Here is a 21,743-nt window from a genome sequence, read left to right on the forward strand (position 1 = left end):
TGGGCCAGACTGGCACTTCGCCGGTCTGGCCCATGTTTTATTCTGCAGTGTAGTGCCAGGCCCCCGGGGTCGATTTCTGCTATAGGCCCCGGACCCCCGGCCGCTCGCCCGTGTCGCTCGCCAACCGCTTCTTCCAACGGTACGTCCGGCGCAACCTGCCGCAGTACGCCCTGGGCTTCGCGATGTTGGTGGCGACCAACTACGCGGTGGTGCGGATCCCGACGCTCATCGGCCACGCCCTCGACGCGCTCGGCGGCGGGCAGGCCGACGCCCTCGCCGTGGGCCGCGGGATCGCCCTCGAGCTGATGATCTGGGCGGTCGCGGTGGTGGTCGTGCGCACGCTGTCGCGCGTGCTGTTCTTCAACCCCGGGCGCGAGGTCGAGTACCGCGTCAGCGTCGACCTGTTCTCGCACCTGCTGGCGCTGCAGCGGCCGTTCTTCCTCCGCCGCAAGGTCGGCGAGTTGGTCAGCATGGCGACCAACGACACGATGTCGATCCGCCTGCTCATCGGCTTCGCCGGCCTGCAGGTGTGCAACGTCCTCGTCGCGGTGCCGCTCCACCTCGGGCAGATGCTCCTCACCGACGCCTGGCTGACGCTGTGGTGCCTGCTGCCGATCGCCGCCGGCAGCGCCTACACGATCGCGGTGGTGCGCCGGTTCTACTCGCTGATCCGGGTCTCGTTCGAGGAGCTCGGGCGGCTGTCGGACCGGGTGCTCGAGTCATACGCCGGCATCGGCACGGTGCGGGCCCACGGGGCCGATGCGGCGATCCTGCGCCACTTCGACGCCCGCAACCAGGCCTACCTCGACCTGCAGCTGCGGCTGTCGTCGATGCGCGCGTTCTCGATGCCGGTGCTCGGGCTGTCGGGCCAGGTGGCGGCGGCGATCGTGCTGTGGGTCGGCGGCGCGCGGGTGATCGCCGGCGAGTTGCCGGTCGGCGCGCTCGTCACGTTCACCACCCTGCTCGCCAGCCTGGTCGCGCTGCTGATGGCGGTCGCGTGGGTGCTGGCCTCGGTGTCGCGCGGGATCGTGGCGGTGAAGCGCATCGACGAGGTCGTCGCCACGCCCGACGGGCTACCTGTCCCGACGGACAGCTTGCCGCCCGGCCCGCCGCCGGCGCTCGAGCTGCGCGGCCTGACCTTCGCCTACCCGGGCGCCGAGGCGCCGTCGCTGCAGGACATCTCGTTCGCGCTCGCGCCGGGCAAGACGCTCGGGATCTTCGGCCGCACCGGCGCCGGCAAGTCGACGCTCATCCACCTGCTGTCGCGCGTCTACACCCCGCCGGCCGGGACCGTGTTCGTCGCCGGCAAGGACGTCACGAGCTTGCCTTTGGACCAGGTCCGGGCCCAGCTCGCGGTCGTGCCGCAGGACCCGTTCCTGTTCTCGAACACGCTGCGCGACAACATCCGCCTGCGCGGCGAGCGGAGCGGGCACGTGCGCGGCGAGGACGGCGGCGGCTCGGCCTCGTCGTCGCAGCTGCGCCGCGAGGAGCCCGAGGACCCGCGGCTGCAGCAGGTGCTGCGCGCGGCCTGCCTGGTCGACGACGTGCGCTCGCTGCCCGAGGGGCTCGACACGGTGGTCGGCGAGCGCGGGGTGATGCTGTCGGGCGGCCAGCGCCAGCGGACCGCCCTGGCCCGGGCGCTGTACCGCGGGCCGGGGCTGCTGCTGCTCGACGACGTGCTGTCGGCGGTCGACCAGGGCACCGAGGTCCGGCTGGTCGCGGCCATCCGCGGGCTCCACGACGAGGGCGGCGCCGGCCTGATGCGCGAGCCGCCGAGCACCGTGATCGTGTCGCACCGCACCAGCGTGCTCGAGCACGCCGACGAGATCCTCGTGCTCGAGCGCGGCGTGGTCGTCGAGCGCGGCACGCACGCCCAGCTGCTCGCGCACGACGGCGTCTACGCCGAGACCCACCGCCACCAGGAGGCCGCGCACCATGGCTGACCCGAAGACCAGGTCGAAGGGCCGGGACGGCGCGCCGCAGGGCAGCACGTGGGCCGCGCTGCGCCGGTTCTGGCCGTACGCGCTGGCGCACAAGCGGTGGCTGTGGCTCGGCATGTGGATGATCCCGGTGGTCGCGGCGATGTCCGCCCTGCGCCCGCTGCTGGTCAAGCAGGCCGTCGACACCGACATCGCCCACGGCGACCTGATCTCGCTGCGCGTCACCGGCATGCTGTTCCTCGCCGCGGTGATGGCCGAGTTCCTGGCCACCGCGGTCCAGGTCTACGCGCTGTCGCGGGCCGGCCACGCCACCATCACCGACCTGCGGCGCTCGATCTTCGGCCACGTGCTCAAGCTGCCGGCCCGCTTCTACGACAAGACGCCGATCGGCAACCTGCTCGCGCGCAGCACCAGCGACATCGAGGCGCTGAGCGAGACGCTCGCGTTCGGGGTGTTCACGATCCTCACCGACATCGCCGTGATCCTGTCGATCCTGGCGGCGATGTTCTTCCTCGACTGGCGGCTCACCCTGGTGTCGCTGGCCGCCGCGCCGCTGCTGTGGGTGATCGTGGTCCACTTCTCGGCCCGCCTGCGCACGCTGCAGCTCGAGATCCGGCGCGCGCAGTCGGTCCAGAGCGGGTACCTGGCGGAGCAGCTGGCGGGCGTCACGGTGCTGCAGCTGTTCGGCCGCGAGCGGGCCGCCGTGCAGGAGTTCGAGCGGCTCGGCGACCGCTTCCTGCGCGCGGTCAAGACCGCCAACTGGTACGACGCCGGGCTCTACTCGGTGATGGACGGCGTCAGCGCGATGTGCGTGGCGCTGCTGATCTACTTCGCCGCGCCCTACCTGTTCGAGGACGTGGCCCGCAGCGGCGTGACCCTCGGCCTGCTGTTCGCGTTCATCGACTACCTGCAGCGGGTGTTCATCCCGATCCGCGAGTTCTCGGCCAAGCTCGCCACGATCCAGCGCGCGGTCGCCTCGCTCGAGCGGATCTACGGCCTCATCGACGAGCCGCCCGAGGCGCGCCTGCCCGCCGGCGCGAGCGACCCACTGCAGGGCTGGAGCGGCGGGCTGCAGGTCCGCGACCTCCGCTTCGGCTACCGCGACGGCGGCTCCGACGTGCTCAAGGGCATCGACTTCGACATCGCCCCCGGCGAGGTCGTGGCGGTGGTCGGCCGCACCGGCTCGGGCAAGACCAGCCTCGGACGGATCTTGACCCGCACCTACGACGGCTACCGCGGCAGCGTCTCGCTGCAGGCGCCCGCGGGGTCGGTCGAGGTCCGCGACGTGGTCCCCGACTGTCTCCGGGGACATGTCCTCATGGTCCAGCAGGACGTGTTCCTGTTCAACGACGACGTCGCGTTCAACGTCAGCCTCGGCGAGCCCGGCCTCGCCGACGAACCAGCGCGCATCGAGGCCGCGCTGCGCACGGTGCAGGCGTGGGAGTTCGTGCAGGAGCGCGGCGGGCTGTCGTTCGTGGTCGGCGAGCGCGGGCGCAACCTGTCGGCCGGCGAGGCGCAGCTGCTGGCGTTCGCGCGAGTGGCCGCGCGCCAGCCGACGCTGCTCATCCTCGACGAGGCGACGGCGAGCGTCGACAGCATGACCGAGCACAAGGTGCAGGCGGCGATCGAGCGGCTGCTCCGCGGGCGCAGCGTGCTGGTGATCGCGCATCGCTTGAGCACGGTGCGGCGGGCCGACAAGATCCTGGTGCTGCAAGACGGCGTGGTCGTCGAGCAGGGACCGCACGAGGTCCTGCTCGCGCGCGGCGGCGTGTACGCCGAGCTCTACCGCATGGGCTTCAAAGAGGAAGAAGACGACGGGAATAGCGGCGCGCAGCCCCCGGTTCCCGCGGCATGAGCTCATCCTCGATCCGGTCCCGACGACTCCGTTCGCCGCAGGCGCTGCTCGCCTTCCTCGGCCTGACGACGATCGGCGGCGCAGCGGTCGCACTCGGGTATCACGACCAGGCCGAAGCCGCGGACGACCCGCCCGCGGCCACCGCCGCCAGCACGCTCTGGCGCGAGGGCAGCGGCGCGCCGGTGGTCGGCGGCGAATTCGACCCCCGCCGCAGCCTGGCCCCGCTCGTCAAGGAGCTGTCGCCCGCGGTGGTCAACATCCGCGCCTATGGCAAGCGCGCGCAGCTCGACATGCAAGGCGTCGACCCGCGCATGCTGCCGTTCCTCGAGCAATTCAATATGGGCCCGGGCGCCGAGGCGCCGCCGCAGCAGGGCATCGGCTCGGGCTTCGTGCTCACGCCCGACGGCCTGGTGGTCACCAATCACCACGTGGTCAACGGCACCGAGCGGCTCGAGGTCAAGCTGCACGACGGCCGCATGTACAAGGGCAAGGTGCTCGGCTCCGACCCGTACACCGATATCGCCCTGGTCCAGCTCGAGGGCGCGAGCGGGCTCAAGACGGCGACGCTCGGCAACAGCACCGCGCTGTCGGTCGGCGACTGGGTGATGGCGATCGGCTCGCCGATGGGCCTCGAGCAGACGGCCACCGCCGGCATCGTCTCGGCCAAGGGCCGCGGCAGCCTCGGGCTCTACGCCAACAGCTACATCGATTTCTTGCAGACCGACGCCTCGATCGCGCCCGGCAGCAGCGGCGGGCCGCTGTTCAACATGGCGGGCGAGGTGGTGGGCATCAACACGGCGGTCGGGGGGATCGGCCGCGGGCTGGGGTTCGCGGTCCCGGTCGATCAAGCAAAGACGGTGATCCCGCAGCTCAAGGCGTCCGGCAAGGTGGTGCGCGGGTGGCTGGGGATCTCCGGCCGCGAGATCGAGCCGGCCGTGGGCCGCGCGCCAGAGGCCGGCGCGGTGGTGGGGACGGTCCAGGCGGGGACGCCGGCGGCGCAGGCGGGCCTGCGCGCGGGCGACCGGGTGACCGCGATCAACGGCCGCGACGTGCTCAACTTCAGCGACCTCCGCGGCCGCGTCGCCGACACCAAACCTGGCTCTCAGGTCATCCTGTCGGTCGACCGCGGCGGCAAGCAAGTCGACCTCAAGGCGACGATCGGCAAGCTGCCGAGCGAGGACGAGCTGCAGCGCTCGGCCCGCCGCATGAACGGCGAGCCCGGCAAGCTGTTCCCCGACGGCCAGCCGCGCCTCGGGGCCCAGGTCGAGGCCAAGGACGGGCTCCTGACGGTCCGCAGCGTGATGCCCGGGTCGCTCGCCGACGAGCTCGGCCTGCGCGAGGGCGACGTGCTGCAGACGATCAACGGCCAGAAGGTGACGCAGGTCGGCGACGTCGCCGGGGCGCTGGCGAGCGACGACGGCAAGGTGGCCGTCGAGGTGAAGCGCGGCGGCTCGACCCACTCGGCGATGATCGAGCGTCGCTGAGCGCGATGCGCTCGACGCAGAGCCCGGACGCCGCCCACGCGGCGCCCGGGCTCTCGCGCGCGCCGAGGACGTGCTCGATGGTTACGGAGACGTGCGGGACCGCCGTCTGTCTCGACATGTCGATGTGGATATGTCCATGACGACATGTCCAATTCGACATGTTTTTAAAGACATTTCCCGAGGGGCATGTCCGAAGGGACTGCCCCGTCTCGCGAAGAGACGAGCGCCCGCGCCGCTCGGCGCGCTGCGCTCGTCCCCAGCCCGGCGGCCTACAGGTGCTCGGCGAGCCAGCGCTCGGCGTCGATCGCCGCCATGCAGCCGGTGCCGGCCGCGCTGACCGCCTGGCGGTAGACCTTGTCGGCCACGTCGCCGCAGGCGAACACCCCGGGGATGTTGGTCGCGGTCGAGCCGGGGCGGACCTTGAGGTAGCCGGTCTCGTCCATGTCGAGCATGCCCTTGAAGATGTCGCTGTTGGGCTGGTGGCCGATGGCGAGGAACAGGCCCGTCACTGCCAGCTCGCGGGCGCCCCCGGTCACCGAGTCGCGCAGGGCCAGGCCGACCACCCGGTCGCCGCCGAGCACGTCGTCGACCTCGGTGTTGTAGTGCACCGTGATCTTCGGGTTCTCGATCGCGCGGGTCTGCATGATCTTGCTGGCGCGGAACGTGTCGCGCCGGTGGATCAGGTGGACGTTGCGGCACATGCGGGTGAGGAACGTGGCCTCCTCCATCGCCGTGTCGCCGCCGCCGATCACCGCCACGTCCTGGTTGCGGTAGAACGCCCCGTCGCAGGTCGCGCAGGCCGTCACGCCGCCGCCCGACATGCGCAGCCGCTGCTCGTTGGGCAGGCCGAGCCACTTGGCCGACGCGCCGGTGGCGATGATGAGCGCGTCGCCGTGATAGGTGTCGGCCTCGCCCTCGACCACGAAGGGCCGGCGCGACAGGTCGACGCGCATGCCCATGTCGTAGTGGAGCTGGGTGCCGAAGCGCTCGGCCTGCTGGCGGAACTCCTCCATCATGTCGGGGCCGGTGATGCCCTTGGGGAAGCCCGGATAGTTCTCGACCTCGGTAGTCGTGGTGAGCTGGCCGCCCGGCTCGGGGCCGGCGATCATCACGGGCTCCAGGCTCGCGCGCGCGGCGTAGATCGCGGCGGTGTAGCCCGCGGGGCCCGAACCGAGGATGAGGACTCTGCTGTGCGTCGGCATGAGGCTGGAGGATAGCTGCTCCCGCCAGGCCGCATGACGGGGCCCCGGCCCGCCCGGCCCCTGAGGGACATCACGCCCGCCGCGCGCGCGAGCCCGTGGACGTGGTTTCACCGCGACGCAGGCCCGAGCCGCGGGGGCGATCGCCGCGACTCACCGCCGGCGCCGCCACCTCCGGCCATGACGCGGCGGATGTCCTCCCGCGAGCCGTGACATGGCCCGAAGGACATGTCCCGCCCCCGGCGGCCCTTGACGGCGCGCTCGATGGGGCCAGCGGGCCGCAGAACCATGGCCCGCGGCTCACTGGGCCCGCTCGACGGTGACCAGCGGCGAGCCGTCGCGGCGGCGGCGGATCAGCATGCGCCACGGACGGCAGCAGACCTCGCAGTCCTCGATCAGCTCACCGCGGGTCCCGGGGTCGACCACGATCTCGACCACCTGGAAGCAGTAGGGGCACTGGACCTGGGCGATGTCGTCCATGCTCGTCGCATAGCACGGGCGGCCCGGCCTGACCGGTCCGGGCGCTTGGCGGGTGCTCTGCTATGCTGGCGCGCGATGTCCATCCGCGATCAGGCGAAAGACTGGGCCAAGCAGCAGACCGACCAGATCCGCAGCGACCCGAGGGGGTGGGCCAAGGCCCAGGGTGAGCGCTTCAAGCAGATGGTCGACGTGGCGCCGTTCAGCGACGCGGCGCTCGAGCGCGAGCTCCGGTCCCTGCGCGAGCGCTCGGCCCGCCTGAGCCAGCTCGACGGCGACGAGCGGCAGAAGCTGGCCGACGAGCTGCTGGCCCTCCACGAGCGCCTCACCGCCGGCGGCGCGCTCATCAGCGGCGCCAAGATCGGCCTCGCCGCCTCGGTCCTGCCGGTCGTCGGCATGATCACCGGCCCGGTCCTCGGCAGCGCCTACGGCGTGTACCGCTCGCAGCGCCTCGGCGAGGTCCGCGAGGAGGTGCAGGCGATGCTGCGCAAGCTCGCTCGCGGCTGAGCCCGCTCGCGGGAGCGCGTGAGCCGCGGGCGCGTGCCCTGAGCGACGCCGTCGCGTATGCGTGACCGGATCTGCGGGCGAGCGCCGGCCCGACGAACCTTGCGACGTGTCGCGTCGCAAGGTTCGTCGCGACGTGCGAGCGCCGGCCGACGAGCGCGAGCGCCGGCGACCTGTCGCGTCGCGAGGTTCATTGCGGCGTCCGAGCGCCGGACCGAGGAGCGCGAGCGCCGGCTACGTGTCGCACCGTGACGTCGTCGCGGCGCCTGGACCGGCCCCGCGTCATCATGTCTCTTCGGACAGCCGCGTTCGAGCCCCGGCAGGTCCCCCCGACATGTCTCATGGGCCATCTTTATGAACATGTCTCTTCGGACATGTCCTTCGTGCAAGGTCCACATGCCAGAGCTATTCTTTTAAAAGGGGAAGTCTCTTGGGACAGCTTCTTGCTTGACCTCATGAACTCGCCTTCATGCGGACGGCGGCCTGCGGTCACCGGGGTGGACCGCGCGTGCTAGGGTTTGGTGCGTGGAACCGAAGCAGGTTGTTCGGGTGTTGCTGGCGGACGATCACGCGATTGTCCGGGAGGGGGTCCGCATGCTGCTCGCTGACCAGCCTGGCATCGAGGTCGTGGGCGAGGTCGCCGACGGTCGCGCGGCGGTCGCCGCGGTCGGGCAGCTCCGACCCGATGTCGTCGTCATGGACCTCGGCATGCCGGAGTTGAACGGCGTCGAGGCGACCCGGGCGATCTGCCGCGATTTTCCTGGCACCCAGGTCCTCGTGCTCTCGATGTACGCTGGCGAGGAGTACGTGCGCCCGGCGATCCGCGCCGGCGCCAGCGGCTATCTTTTGAAGGGGTCGGGCTTCACCGAGCTGCTCGCTGCGATCGCGGCCGTGGCGCGCGGCGGCGCCTTCTTCAGCCCGGCGATCGCCAAGCTCGTGCTCGTCGACTCGCGCCGGCGCGAGGACCATCCTGCCGACGCCCTCACCCAGCGCGAGTGCGAGATCCTCCGGCTCGTCGTTCAGGGCCAGTCGAGCAACCAGATCGCCCGTGACCTCGGTCTCAGCATGAAGACCGTCGAGGGCCACCGCGGGCGGATCATGGCCAAGCTCGACGTGCACCACCTCGCCGGCCTGGTGCGCTACGCCGTGCGGGCCGGCATCGTCTCGCCGGATCCGTGAGCGGCGGCGTTTCTATTTTTATTAAAGCTGCGTTACCTGGGGGGCGCCAGCGCGCCAGCGCGCCGGGCGCAGATCGCTGGACCATGTTCTTTCAGACATGCCCTCGCGGACATGCTCCATCGGACATGCCCTCACAGACATGTCCGAATCGCCACCCGCTCACAGCCCGAACATGTGCTGCAGCTTGAGGAACAGGATGTCCTCGTTGGCGACCCCCGGGGTGACCAGGTTGCTGAAGCCGCCGATCGGTCGGTAGCTGAAGCGGGGGCTGAAGTCGGTCAGCACGGTGCGGTGGGTGTAGACGAAGAACAGGAAGCTGCCGGGGCGGTACTCCCAGCGGAGGATCGAGTTGGAGATGAAGCTCGTGAGGCCCTGGTCGACCTCGCCGACGTAGGGCGCCGGGTTGACCGGCACGAGCACGTCGGGGCGCTGGAGCACGAAGAAATCGGTGTGGCGGGCCGACAGGAAGTACAGCTGATTGAAGGTCTGCAGCGTCAGGTTGGGCAGGATGCCGAGGGTGCCGCGCAGCACGCCGATGTACTGGGTCACGTAAGCGCGGCCGAACACGGCCTCGTCGAGCTCGTTGGTGGTGGTCCAGCGCGGGCGGCCGAAGCTGAGGTTGAGGTCGCCGCGCAGCGTCAGCTCGAGCCGCGGCACCGGCCGGAGGCGCAGCTCGACCCCGTAGTCGGGGCCTGGGCGGCCGTTCTGCTCGCCGTAGGCCCAGTTGAACACGCCGACGACCTTCTTGTTGTCGGGGCTCCAGTAGGTGCCGCCGATCCACCAGTGGAACGGCACCAGGTACGGGATCCCGCCGCGCGTCTCGTACAGGTCGTACTGCGGCAGGTGGCCGCCGGCGTTCATCGAGGTGCCCCACAGCTTGAGCGTGGTGAGGTTGAGGTCGAGGTGGAGCTGCTTCTGCAGCAGGTAGCCCTGGTACGACGACGCCACCTGCGTCGACACCGTCGCCGCCATACGGCGGATGTTGCCGACCGGCTGGGCGTTGAACACACCGACGTTGGCCTTGCCGTCGATGAAGTTGTTGAAGCGCATGTAGCCGAGGTCGTTGAAGTCGGCGTGCGGCGTGAGGGTCTCGAAGGCCGCCCCCATCGACAGGTTCTTGCTGGTGCGGTTGATGTCGGCCACCGCGCCCATGCCCTCGCGGCGGCCGTTGTGCGTGCCGATGATCTGGGCCGAGTGGCGCCAGCGCTCGCGGAAGCGGATCCGGTAGTCGATGCCGCCGGTGAACGCCGACGGCTCGCCGCCGCCGCGCACCACCCCGGTCACGAGCGCGCCGATGCTGGTCTGGCCGTCGAACTCGCGGCGCACGCGGACCACCGAGTACTGGCTGATCGGGTCGACGGTGACGCGGCGCTCGAGGCCGTCGGAGAAGCGCTCGACGCCGAAGCTGGCGCCGGTGTTGGCCGTCAGCACGCCGAGGCTCCAGCCCGGCTTGACCTGGCCGGTGACGCGCAGGGCCCCGAAGATGCGGGTCAGCGGATCGAGCGCGACGACCTCGCCCGTCTCCTCGCCGCGCGGGGTCTGGTCGGCCAGCCCGGCCCGCGGGATGCGCCCCACTCGGCGCGAGTAGAACAGCTGGAACCGCGTCTCGAAGATCTCCTTGGACTCGAGGAAGAACGTGCGCCGCTCGGGGAAGTAGACCTCGAACGGCCCGAGGTTCAGCACCGCCGGGTCGACCTCGGCCTGGCCGAAGTCGGGGTTGACCGCGAGGTCGAGCGTCAGGTTGCCGCGCAGGCCGTACTTGAGGTCGAAGCCGCCGTTGGGCAGCAGCGGGAACGAGCGGTCGAGGCTGTCGTCGCCGCGCCGCGGCACGCCGCGCAGCGAGAAGAACGGCCGCAGCTCGAGGTTGAGGCCCGGCTGGATGTCCTTGACCCCGGTGTAGTCGAGCGCCCAGCTGATGCGGCCCGGCAGGCCCTGCGGCGTGGGCGACAGGATCTGGGTCTCGCCGTCGTGGTTGATCCACCGGCCGACGTTGACGCCGAAGGTGTACTCGTCGCGCGCGGTGAAGCGGATCGTCGACCACGGGATGAACATCTCGGCCGACCAACCGGTGTCGGTCAGCCTGGCCGCGCCCTTCCACACCCCATCCCACAAAAACTCCTCGGAGTCGTCGCGAAACAGCTGCGAGTCCTCCTGCGAGCCGGAGGCGTTGAGCGCGAACGAGTAGCCGGTGGTGTCGTTGTTGTTGGGGTCGAGCTCGAGCCAGACGATGTCGCTGGGGCCGAGCTGGTCCTTGCGAAACACGCCGGCGCGCACGTGCTTCGGGTCGTCCTGGCAGTCGAAGGCGACGTAGATGCCCTTGCTGCCGTAGGCGATCCGCACCCGCGTCTCGTGGGTCGGCGCGTAGCCGTAGCGCGGCTCGAACTGGACCAGGTCGGGCAGCAGCGGCACCGCCAGCCAGGCCGGCTCGCTGGTCCGGCCGTCGATGTCGATCGCGCCGTCGTCGATGCGCGTCGACCTCAGCTTGAAGTCCCGCACCCGCGCCTTGCCGACGATCGGCCGCAGCGGCGGGGCGCTGGTCGGCCGGACCCAAAGTGGCGCTTGGGACATGTCCTGAACGCCAGCTCGCGGCGACGGCGGGGTCGGCAGCGGCGCGCTCGCCCCGGGCGCCAGCTTGTCGACGGCGGGCCCGGCCGCGGGCGCGGGCGCGGCGGCGCCTGCGGCCGGCACCGGGCCGACGACGCGTGCAGACAGACCCCACGCGACCAGGACCCAGACAGGCAGGAGCTGCGCGAGCACGTCGAGATCCCAGAGAGGCCGCGTACAGGGTTACGGCCGGCGGTGCATGTATACCGCGTCCTGCGCGCGAATTGGGTGAGGATCCACACCGGAGCCGCGAACGGGCCGGTCGGTCGCACACACCGACGCGCGTGTACACCCGAACCATGGCGTACAAGCTGGTGACCCTTGGCGGGGACGGGACCGGACCGGAAGTGATGCGCGAGGGACTGCGCGTGCTGTCGGCGCTGTCCAAGGTCCTGGATGTCGCGTGGGAGGTCGAGGACATCCCGTGCGGCGGGCAGTTCTATCTCGAGCACGGCAGCCGCGACTGGCCCGAAGGGGCCGAGGAGCGCTGCGACAATGCCGACCTGATCCTGCTCGGCGCGGTCGGCTGGCCGTCGCCCACCGGCCCGGGCCCGGTGCTGATGAAGGACGGCAAGATGGCGGGCTACTCGCCGGTCATCGGCAACCGCATCCGCCTCAACCTGTTCGCCAACGTCCGCCCGGTCAAGCTCTACGAGGGCGTGCAGCACCGGATCCACGGCGCCAACAAGCTGGTGTGGCAGCCGGGCCAGGTCGACATGGTGATCATCCGCGAGAACACCGAGGGCCTGTACTCGCAGGTCGGCGGCAAGCTCGCCCCGGGCGGCACCACCGAGCTGGCGATCGACACCCGCGTGATCACGCGCCGCGCCAGCGAGCAGGTGATCCGCAAGGCGTTCGAGCTGTGCACGAAGCGCAACAAGGGCGCGCCGAAGGACGGCAAGCTGCGCGTCACCGCGGTCGTCAAGGACAACGTGCTGCACGGCTGCCGCCTGTTCGCCGAGGTGTTCCAGCAGGTCGGCGAGGAGTACCCGCAGATCGAGAAGGACTCGGCGATCGTCGACGCGTTCACGCAGTGGCTGATCGGCCAGCCCGAGTACTACGACGTGGTCGTCACCACCAACATGTTCGGCGACATCGTCACCGACCTCGCCTCGGTGCTGCAGGGCGGCATGGGCATGGCCGTCGGCGCCAACGTCGGCCACTCGCACGGCATGTTCGAGCCGATCCACGGCTCGGCGCCGAAGCACGCCGGCAAGGACAAGGTCAACCCGATCGCCATGATCCTCGCCGTCAAGGAGGGCCTCGAGTGGCTCGGCGAGCGCAAGAACGACGAGCGCCTCACCCGCGCCGCGGTCGCCATCGAGTCCGCCGTCGTCGACGTGCTGCGCGACGGCCACCCGCTCACCTACGACCTCGTCGGCGAGGCCAAGGCGGCCCGCTGCTCCGAGGTCGGCCAGGCGATCGCCGACCTCGCGCTGCAGAAGCTGGCGCAGGCGGCCAAGTGAGCTGACCTTCGGGACATGCCCTCCGGGGCATGTCCCTCCCGACATGTAAAAAGGGACATGCTCCGCAGAGCATGTCCCTTTTTCTTTAGCCCGCCGCTACTCGAGGCTGGCGACGATCAGGTCTTCGGGGATGAGCTTGCTCGGGGGGCCGGAGCAGACCATCCACAGCTGGTGGGCGGCGCGGGTGGCCCCGATGTGCAGCAGGTGGCGCGACTCGATGACCTCCGGGTAGTTCTGGGACGTCGGGTCGAGCAGGACCACGTAGTCGAACTCGAGGCCCTTGACCTGGCGGATGTCGGTGACGTCGATGCCGGGGGTGAAGCTGAAGTCCTGGCGGCCGACGCGGCGCAGCTTGGGCACCTCGGCGATGCGCAGGGCGTCGTAGTACACGTCGGCCTGCTGCGGGTAGCGGGTGACGAGCGCGCAGCTGGCCGTCGGCTCGCGCTGGATCAGCGCGCGCAGGGCCTCGGCCAGGAACGCGACCGCCTCGCCGGTGTCGCCGAACTGGTAGTAGCCGACCGGCGCGCCCTCGCGGGCGATGAGCGCGTCCTCCGGGCTGTGCAGCGGCCCGAGCACGAAGCGCGACAGCTCCATCACCTGGCGCGTCGAGCGGTAGGTGATCTTCAGCGGCTGGATCGCCACGTGCGGCAGCCCGGCGTCGCCGAGCAGCTGCGGCCAGTCGACGAAGCCGTTGTCGAAGATCATCTTCTGCGCCCGGTCGCCGGCGATCGTCACGCTCTGGCCGTCGGTGGCGCAGTCGAGCAGCACGCGGACCTCGAGCGGCGCCAGGTCCTGGGCCTCGTCGATGACGATGTGCTCGTACTCGAAGCGCTTGCCGCCGAGGAACAGGCCGCCGTACTTGCGCTGCAGCAGGCGCAGCAGGATCGCGTCGTCCTCGGGGTCGAGCCCGACGCTGTGGTGGCCCATGCGCGTGCGCGCCGGCAGCGGCGCGTCGCCCTCGCCGTCCTCGCCCTCGGGCTCGGCCTCGCCCTTCGGCGGGGCCGGCTCGCTGTCGATGCTGGGCTCGCTGCGCGGCTCGTCGGGCTCGTCCTCGTCGCGCTCCTCGGGCTCGGGCTCCTCGTCGAGCTCGGCCTTGGCCGCGCACCAGCGCACGATCGTGGCCACGTCGGCGTCGTTGAAGGCGCCGGGGGCGTACTCCCGCAGCGCGGTGCGCAGGGCGTCGCTGTCGGTCATCAGCTCGAGCCAGTCGTCGCAGACGTCGCGCAGGTCGTCGCGGATGGCCCGCAGCGCGGTCTCGGCGGCCGCGCGCGCGGGCCCGGGGATGCTGACGTCGGCCTTGATCTGGTCGAGCGTGCGCTCGGCGCGGACGACCGGCGGGAGGTCGGTGTTGCGCTTCCACACCGCGAACGCCGCCTCGGCGCCGGCGCGCTCGCCGAGCCGCTTCTTGAGCAGCTCCTCGGCCTCCTCGAGCTGCCAGCCGATGCGGTCGTCGATCATGCGCAGGACGACCGGGTGCTTCTTGAAGCGGCTGACGGCGTCGGGCACCCCGTCGATGTGGCTGATGGGGATCCGCAGCTTGAGCTTGCGCAGCAGCTGGGTGCTCCACTTGCGGTAGGTCGTGACCGGCACGCCGTCGATGCCGAGCGCCGGCAGCACGTGGCGGATGTACTCGACCAGGGCCTCGTTGAAGACCATGATCAGCATCTTGCTCGGGGCGAACCGGCGCCGGTCCTGATAGGCGAGGTAGGCCACGCGGTGCAGCGCGACCGTCGTCTTGCCCGAGCCGGCGCCGCCCTGGATCAGCACGATGCCCGACTCGGGCTGCGTGATCAGGTTGAACTGCTCCTTGTCGATGAGCGCCGTGATCTCCTGCAGGTGCTTGTCGGCGCGCGGCTGGTCGTCGTCGCCGTGGACGCCGAGCTGGCCCTGGGGCACGCGCACGGCGGTGCCGACCCCGCCCTCGAGCATCGGCTTGGCGGCGCCGACGGCGTCGCGCCAGCGGCCGCGGCGGTCGCTGACGAAGGTGCCCTGCGGGGCCGACACGCGGCGCAGGCTCGACTCCATCACCGCGACCGAGCGGCGGATCATGACGGTGCCCTCGAGCGAGCGCGAGTCGAACTCCTCCTCGTACTCGTCGTCCTCCTCGTAGCGGTAGTAGAGGCGCGACACCGGGGCGTTGCGCCAGTCGACGATCGACAGGCCGTCGCCGTCGTCGAGCAGGGTGCGCTTGCCGACCAGCACGTCGCGCAGCCGCTTCGACTTGGCCTCGCGCAGGCGGAGGTGGCCGAAGTACGGGTTGTTCGGGTCGACCGGCGCGTCGCGGCCCTGACCGCGGGTGCGGCTGAGGGCGGCGACTTGGTGCATCTGCTCGACGAGGGAGGCCTGGTCCTCCTCCTTGGCCTCGGCCAGGGCGTCGCGCAGCTCGATCAGCTGGGCGTCGAGGTCCTCAATCTGCCCGGGCGCGTTCTGGGCCTCGCGTTCGAGGCGCTCCTGAATGCGGCGCAGAATGTCGAGCTCTTCGGCGACGATCTTGCCGCCCTCGTCGGACAGCGCGTGGAGGTCGGGGTCCTGGTGCTCCTGCGACACGATCGGTGTGCATAGCAAACTGGCCGCTAGCCGGCCAGTGGGCGCGCACGCCCCGGTGTGAGGCGACCCATAGATTCGTCCGGGAGGCGCCATGGCCCGCTGCGTCGGGTTTTGCGGCGGCAGACCGGCCCGCGGCGGCGGCCGATCGGTCCGGCGTCGATCGGGGACGCCGACCAAAAAGGCGGAGGCCGCCTCCGAAAACCGGAGACGGCCCCTGCGTGCGGCTTGGCCGCTCACGGACCTCGTGGGCCCGTGTCGTCCGCTCAGGCGCGGCGGCGACGGCGGATGAAGCCCGCCAGGCCGAGCGTGAAGATCGAGGCGAGCAGGCCGCGGGTCTGACCCTCGGTGTCGTCGACCTTGCAACCGCAACCACCCTCGTCGGTGCCCGCGCCGGTGTCGGTCGCGGTGTCGGGGCTCTCGGTGTCGGTGCTGTCCGTGTCGCTGCCACCGTCGGTCGCGGTGACGTTGCCACCCGTCGGGTTGGTGGTCGTCGTCGGCGCGTCGGTGGTCGTGACGGGACCGTCGGTGGTGGTGCCGGTGGTCGGCGGCTCGTCCGTGGTCGGGCCGGCGCTGGTCTCCGACGTCTCGGTGGTGGTGACCGGCGTGGTGTCGGTCTCGTCGGTGTCGGTCCCCGGCGTGTCGGTGTCGGTCCCCGGCGTGTCGGTGTCGGTCGCCGTCGTGTCGGTGTCCGACTCGCTGGTCGTGCTGGTCGTGCCCATCGGCAGCGGATCCGGCTCGTTGGTGGTCGGCTCCGGGTTCATCGCGCAGTTGACGAAGCCGCAGCACGGGTCGAACGTGATCTGCTCGATGATGCTGGCCAGCGCCGCCTCGAGGGCCGCCTGGTTGTTGGCGTCGTAGTACATCTCGGCGTTGCCCGAGCCCCACTTGGCCATGTTGTTCAGCTTGGCCTGCGAGGCCGGGCTGCTGACCAGGTCGCCGAAGCCGATCACGTAGGTCGTGACGCCCGCGTTGAACATCGCCTGCAGCGGCGTCTGGACCTGCGCGTCGGTCGACTGGTAGTCGCCGTCGGTGACCAGGATGTTGATGAACTTGGTGTTCGCGTCACACGGGTACGGGAACATCGGGTTCGCGCAAGCGGCCTTGTAGTCCGTGATGTTCTGCTGGACCAGCTGGAGGCCGAGGTGCGTGTACGTGCCGGAGCCGACGCACGCCTCGGGCAGGTTGCCCGCGAAGTCGCACTTCGGCATGTGGCTGACGGTCTGAGCGTCGAAGCCCGGCGGGTCGTTCGCGGTGCCGTCCTGGAAGGTCCAGGTGATCGGCGGGCCGCCCCACGGGTCGGTGCAACCGGGCGCCTCGCACGAGGTGGCCGGGTCGAGGGCCCAGTTGAAGTTGTCCTTCATGCAGGGGCCGTAGTTGACGATCAGCTTCTGCTCGCCCGGCGCGGGCGCGTTGAAGCCGAACACCGCGAGGCCGAGGTGCACCAGGTTCTCGACCTTCTGCTGGCCGAAGACCTCCTGGTCGAACAGCGAGTTGGCGCCGGCGAGCGCCTCGCGAGCGGCGTCCCAACCCGTCATGCCCTGCGGGCCGGCCTGGGTGCCGTTCATGATGTTGAGCATCGACGACGAGGCGTCGAGGAGCACCATGACGCGCGGGAGGCCCGGCGCGCAGATCGGCTGGATGACGTCGGAGATGATCGCCTGGACGACCATCTTGAGCGCGTCGATGAGCTGCTGCGGGTTGGCGGCGTCGTACGCCGTGCCGGTGCCGCCGTTCATCGCGATCTCGTCGGCGAACATCTTGCCCATCGCCTCGCCGATGGCGACGACGTAGGTCGGGACCTGGCTGTTGTCGAACAGGTCCTTGGCGGTGAGCGACGGGTTCTGGTTGGCCGGGCCGGGCGACTGGGTGCCCGACGGGTCGGTCCACTGGCCGTCGGTGAGCAGCACGATCGCGCCCTTGCGCTGCGCCTTGTCGTTCGGGTGGTCGGCCCAGGTCTGCAGGATGTAGGCCTTGGCCTTGTCCATCGCGCCCTTGGTCCACGTGCCGATGCCGGTGAGGCTGCCGTTGATCGGCGCGGGCACCGACATGATGGCGGTCTTGATCGCCTCGCCGTTACACTGGAAGTACGCCTTGTCCGGCGCCGCCTCGTCGTAGAAACCGACGTCGATCTTCTGACCGTCGGTGATGCCCGACGAGTCGTTCTGGATCAGCGTGCCAGTCTGACCGACGTTGGGGTCGTGACCGAAGCGCATCAGGCCGAGCAGGACGTTGCCCTGCAGGTAGCCGTTGTCAGCGTCGACCATCTCCACGATCGCGCTCACGGCCGCTTCCCAGCGGGTCTCGTTGGCGTCGAACATGGTGTTCATCGACGTCGAGTAGTCGGCGACGATGAGGAACAGCGGCTTGACGAAGGTGCACTGACCTTCCTCGACACACACGGGGGCGGCGGCCGCGGGCGGCGGCTCCGAGCCACCGATGAAGGCGATGCCGACGCCGGCGAGGAGACCGACCTGCACGCCGAGGCGCTTCCAACTTCCAATCAGACTGAGACGCTTCATTGCTGGTAATCCTTGTGGGGCTTAGTACCGGGTGCCGACACGCCTCGCGCATGCGCGTTGCGTTTCGCGGGTTTGAGACAGCGCGGGGCACGGTACGCCAGAGTCACGGAGGGCGTCAATACACCGGAGGGCGGCCGTGCAACCAAGGTTGCACACTAAAGATGGTTCGCCTCGAGCACCGTCGAGCACGCGATGATCGTCAGCTTCGGTCGAGTAGTGGGACGAGAATGCGTGAAGCAACGCACGCAAGCGGGAGCACCGCGATGTCCGAGGTCGCGGTCAAAAGGGCGCTAAGAGTCGCTCGTGCGCACGCCGTTTTCGTCCTCGTCGCTCATGCTGTCGACGGCCCTGATGCTGGCGCCAGGCTGCACACGGCCCGTCGCATCGACGACCGCGGCGCCTGCGGAGCGAGCTGATGCGTCTGCCCCGACGACTGCGACGTGGACGCCCGACCGCGCCCGTCTGCAAGCGGACATCGCTGCGCTCGCGCGCGACGAGATGCGGGGCCGCTTCACCTTGAGTCCCGAGCTCGCTCAGGCCGCGGAGTACTTGGCGCAGCGGCACCAGGAGCTCGGCCTCGAGCCGGTTGCGGGCGATTCGCTCCTGGCCAACTTTTCGCTTTCCGTCGGCGTCCGTGCGCGTGAGCCTGTGAGCTTGCAGCTCGTCCGCGGCGCGCGGGCGACGTCGGTCGCGAGCGGCGAGTTTTCGATCTCGCCGCAGACGGCGAGCGGCGAGGTGCAGGGAGCTGCCGTGTTCGTCGGCTACGCGGCCGCCTCCGAAGTCACGCCCGGCGACGACGACGCGGCCGCGCCGATCTACGACGACCTCGCCGGCCTCGACCTCAAGGGGAAGATCGCGGTCGTGCTGCTCGACGCTCCGGGGCGGCCCGACACAGTCACCTTCTTTCGCAGGCTTCAGCGCGAAGCGGGCGATTTCGCGGCAGCGGCCGCCCCGCTCAAGCAGAGCGGCGACGCGGCCGGCTTGCGCGCGCTGCACGAGCGCACCCGCGGGCGCGTGATCGCCATCCTCCAGCGGTTCATGCCCGAAGCTGACCTGAAGGACATGTGGCCCCTGCCCGCCGATCCGCTGACGGTCGAGCTCGATCTGCAGGCGCTCGTCGGCCCGGTCATGCGCGAGGCCGGCAAGCGCAAGGGCCCGCAGTTCGGCATGGGCGCGGGATCGCTGCGGACCAAGGTCGAGCGTCTGACCAAGGCGGGCGCCGTCGCGGTGATCGCCGTACGCGGGCCTCGGAGTTTCCTCGACGCGGAAGAGCGCGAGGCGGACGCGTTCGCGCCGCTGCAGCGGGAGGACGGCGTGGTCGGCGAGCCGTTCGCGCTGCCGGTGGTGCAGATGAAGTGGAAGGCGGCCGACAGGCTGCTGCGCGTCGGCAAGGCCAAGCAGAAGATCTCCGCGGTGCAGGAGGGGATCGACACCAAGCTCGCGCCGCTCTCGGGGGACATCCCCGGGGTCGAGCTGAAGTTGTCGGCCAGCGTCGAGCCGATCCAGGTCGAGGTCCCGAACGTGCTGGCGAAGATCTCCGGCACCGACCTCCGCGACGAGATCGTCGTGCTCGGCGCGCACTACGATCACATCGGCGTCGTCGGCCGCGGCGAGTGCAGCGAGGCGCGCAAGGACGACGTCGTCGACGGCATCTGCAACGGGGCCGACGACAACGCCAGCGGCACGGCGATGCTGCTCGAGCTGGCGCGGCACTTCCGCGAGCAGCGGCCGCGGCGCACCGTCGTGTTCGCCCACTTCGCCGGCGAGGAGCTGGGGCTGCTCGGCTCCAAGGCGCTGGCGGAGCGGCCGCCGTTTGCGCTCGACAAGGTCGTCGCCATGGTCAACCTCGACATGATCGGCCGACTCGGACCGAAGGGCCTGGCCGTCGGCGGCCTCGTCTCTTCCGACGCCTGGATGCCGCTGCTCGACCGCCTCGGCACCGCCGGCCTCTCGGTGCTCTACGAGGCCAGCGTCGCCACGCGCAGCGACCACGCCAGCTTCTACAAGAAGAGCCTGCCGGTGCTGTTCTTCTTCACGGGCACCCACGCCGACTACCACCGGCCGGGCGACCACGCCGACAAGATCAACTACGACGGCCTGGTGGCGATCGGCACCCTCGTCGGCGGGGTCGCGCGCGCGGTCGCCGACGGCTTGCCCGTGCCGTACAAAGCCCCGCCCGAGGGTGGGGGCCTCGCCTCCGGCTTGCCCGGGTCGAACCCCGACACCGTCGTCAAGCGGGTCCAGGGCACCTCGACCCCGGTCACGGCCCCCGTCGCGGAGTGATGACCGTGCCCTCTGCCCCCCAGCGGGTTCGCGTCGACCTCCACCCCGACGCCCTCCTCGACCCCGCCGCCCTGCGCACCGCCGCCGCCCGCGCGGCCGGCCTGCGCGAGGCCGAGGTCCGCCACGTCGAGGTCGCCCACCGCTCGATCGACGCCCGCCGCGGCCGCGTCCGCGTCCACGTCGAGCTCGTCGTGCATGTCGGCAAGGACATGCCCGAAGCGCCATGTTACTTGCCACATGTCCTACCGAACATGTCCCAGGAGCCAGCCGTCGTCATCGTCGGCGCCGGGCCGGCGGGGCTGTTCTGCGCCTGGGGCCTGGCGCGCGCCGGCGTGCGCGCGGTCGTGCTCGAGCGCGGGCGCGACGTGCGGGCGCGGCGGCACGACCTCGCCGGGCTGAGCCAGCGCGGCGAGCTCGACCCCGAGAGCAACTACTGCTTCGGCGAGGGCGGCGCCGGCACCTACTCCGACGGCAAGCTCTATACTCGCGCGACCAAGCGCGGGCCGGTAGATCTGGTCCTGCAGGCCTTCGCCGGCTACGGCGCGCCTGCGGAGATCCTCGTCGACGCCCGGCCGCACATCGGCACCAACCGGCTGCCGCGGGTGATCACCGCCATGCGCGAGCACCTCATCGGCGCCGGCGTGGTGGTCCGCTTCGAGGCCCGCGCCGACGCCCTGGTCGTGCACGACGGCGCGGCCGCGGGCGTGCGCCTGCGCGACGGCGAGGTCGTGCCGGCCCGCGCCGTCGTCGTCGCGCCCGGCCACTCGGCCCGCGACGTCCAGGCCTGGCTGCGCGCGGCCGGGGTCCAGCTGTCCTTCAAGTCGTTCGCGCTCGGCGTCCGCATCGAGCACCCGCAGGCGCTCGTCGACCGCCTGCAGTACGGCGCGCTCGCCGGTCACCCGGCGCTCGGGGCCGCCTCTTACCGCCTCGTCGAGCAGACCAGCGCGGGCGCGGCCTTCTCGTTCTGCATGTGCCCCGGCGGCTACATCGTGCCCGCGGCCACCGACCCTGGCATGCAGGTCGTCAACGGCATGAGCCCGCACAGCCGGCGCGGCCTGTTCGCCAACTCGGGGCTCGTCACCGAGGTCGGCCCGCAGCACCTCGCCGCCGCCGGCCTGTCGCCCGCCGACCCGCTCGCCGGCGTCGAGTATCAGTCGCGCTTCGAGGCCGAGGCCTACCGCGCCGGCGGTGGGGCCTTCGTCGCCCCGGCCCAGCGCCTCGCCGACTTCGTCGCCGGCGCCCTCTCGCCCGAGCTGCCGCCGACCAGCTATCACCGCGGCCTCCAGCCGGCCCGCCTCGACCGGCTGCTCGGCCCGCTCGGCCCGCCGCTCCAAGCCGCGCTGCAGGCCCTCGGCGCGCGCATGCCGGGCTTCCTCGGCGACGACGCGATCGCCGTGGGTGTCGAGAGCCGCACCAGCTGCCCGGTCCGCATCGACCGCGACGGCGAGACCCTCGAGTCGCCGAGCACCCCGCACCTCTACCCGTGCGGCGAGGGAGCGGGATTCGCCGGCGGCATCGTCTCCGCCGCGCTCGACGGCCTCCGCGTCGCGGTCGCCATCGCCCGTCGCCTCGGCGCCCCGCACGAGCGGATTACGAGCTGACCTTCAGGACAGGCCCCGCGCGTCGGGCGTCTGCGTGACGTTTTTCACTCCTACACCCAGCGTGGGAGGACTGTCTTCACGCGAG

13 protein-coding genes are annotated in these 21,743 nt (G+C 71.0%); 8 read left to right on the forward strand and 5 right to left on the reverse strand.

Annotated elements, in window-relative coordinates; translation table 11 throughout:
• Positions 1–110: 110 nt before the first annotated feature.
• From POL25_RS34935 to POL25_RS34945, 3 genes are read left to right on the forward strand one after another with little or no spacing between them, the layout of a single operon-like run.
• The gene (locus tag POL25_RS34935) at positions 111–1,943 is read left to right on the forward strand and encodes an ABC transporter ATP-binding protein (protein ID WP_272090647.1); all 1,833 of its coding nucleotides are present in this window, start codon (positions 111–113) and stop codon (positions 1,941–1,943) included.
• Positions 1,936–3,795 carry an ABC transporter ATP-binding protein gene (locus POL25_RS34940; RefSeq protein WP_272090649.1) on the forward strand — a complete coding sequence of 620 codons (1,860 nt, stop codon included), beginning with the start codon at positions 1,936–1,938 and terminating at the stop codon, positions 3,793–3,795. The genes POL25_RS34935 and POL25_RS34940 overlap by 8 nt, the downstream gene beginning before the upstream one ends.
• A complete protein-coding gene (locus tag POL25_RS34945) occupies positions 3,792–5,279 on the forward strand; it encodes a trypsin-like peptidase domain-containing protein (protein WP_272090651.1) in 1,488 nt (495 codons plus the stop codon). The genes POL25_RS34940 and POL25_RS34945 overlap by 4 nt, the downstream gene beginning before the upstream one ends.
• 269 nt (positions 5,280–5,548) lie before the next feature.
• Here the strand turns inward: POL25_RS34945 and trxB are convergent, their stop codons facing one another.
• A complete protein-coding gene (gene trxB, locus POL25_RS34950) occupies positions 5,549–6,481 on the reverse strand; it encodes a thioredoxin-disulfide reductase (RefSeq protein ID WP_272090652.1) in 933 nt (310 codons plus the stop codon).
• Between the two features lie 297 nt (positions 6,482–6,778).
• Entirely contained in the window at positions 6,779–6,958 is a 180-nt protein-coding gene (locus tag POL25_RS34955) for a zinc ribbon domain-containing protein (protein ID WP_272090653.1), read from the reverse strand.
• A 75-nt stretch (positions 6,959–7,033) separates the two neighbouring features.
• Here POL25_RS34955 and POL25_RS34960 point away from each other — a divergent pair, with 75 nt between their 5' ends.
• On the forward strand, positions 7,034–7,462 hold the full coding sequence (locus POL25_RS34960) for a hypothetical protein (protein ID WP_272090654.1): 429 nt from the start codon (positions 7,034–7,036) through the stop codon (positions 7,460–7,462).
• A 546-nt stretch (positions 7,463–8,008) separates the two neighbouring features.
• Positions 8,009–8,638, forward strand: coding sequence for a response regulator (locus tag POL25_RS34965; protein ID WP_272091153.1), 630 nt, complete (start codon positions 8,009–8,011; stop codon positions 8,636–8,638).
• A 159-nt stretch (positions 8,639–8,797) separates the two neighbouring features.
• Here POL25_RS34965 and POL25_RS34970 read toward each other — a convergent pair whose 3' ends face one another.
• Entirely contained in the window at positions 8,798–11,395 is a 2,598-nt protein-coding gene (locus tag POL25_RS34970; protein ID WP_272090656.1) for a DUF5916 domain-containing protein, read from the reverse strand.
• A 146-nt stretch (positions 11,396–11,541) separates the two neighbouring features.
• On the opposite strand from POL25_RS34970, the gene POL25_RS34975 reads away from it, so the two are divergent.
• A complete protein-coding gene (locus POL25_RS34975; protein WP_272090658.1) occupies positions 11,542–12,708 on the forward strand; it encodes an isocitrate/isopropylmalate dehydrogenase family protein in 1,167 nt (388 codons plus the stop codon).
• Between the two features lie 96 nt (positions 12,709–12,804).
• On the opposite strand, the gene POL25_RS34980 is transcribed toward POL25_RS34975, so the two are convergent.
• Positions 12,805–15,255: an ATP-binding domain-containing protein gene (locus tag POL25_RS34980; protein ID WP_272090659.1), complete on the reverse strand. Its 2,451-nt coding sequence runs from the start codon at positions 15,253–15,255 to the stop codon at positions 12,805–12,807.
• A gap of 263 nt (positions 15,256–15,518) precedes the next feature.
• Positions 15,519–17,774, reverse strand: coding sequence for a VWA domain-containing protein (locus POL25_RS34985; protein ID WP_272090660.1), 2,256 nt, complete (start codon positions 17,772–17,774; stop codon positions 15,519–15,521).
• 654 nt (positions 17,775–18,428) lie between these two features.
• Between POL25_RS34985 and POL25_RS34990 the strand changes: the two genes are divergently transcribed.
• On the forward strand, positions 18,429–20,057 hold the full coding sequence (locus POL25_RS34990) for a M20/M25/M40 family metallo-hydrolase (RefSeq protein WP_272090662.1): 1,629 nt from the start codon (positions 18,429–18,431) through the stop codon (positions 20,055–20,057).
• Between the two features lie 5 nt (positions 20,058–20,062).
• Complete coding sequence (locus POL25_RS34995) at positions 20,063–21,658, forward strand: NAD(P)/FAD-dependent oxidoreductase (RefSeq protein WP_272090664.1); 1,596 nt, start codon at positions 20,063–20,065, stop codon at positions 21,656–21,658.
• Positions 21,659–21,743: the final 85 nt, after the last annotated feature.

Origin of the sequence: Nannocystis bainbridge, from assembly GCF_028368995.1 — a bacterium.
Lineage (GTDB): Bacteria > Myxococcota_A > Polyangia > Nannocystales > Nannocystaceae > Nannocystis > Nannocystis bainbridge.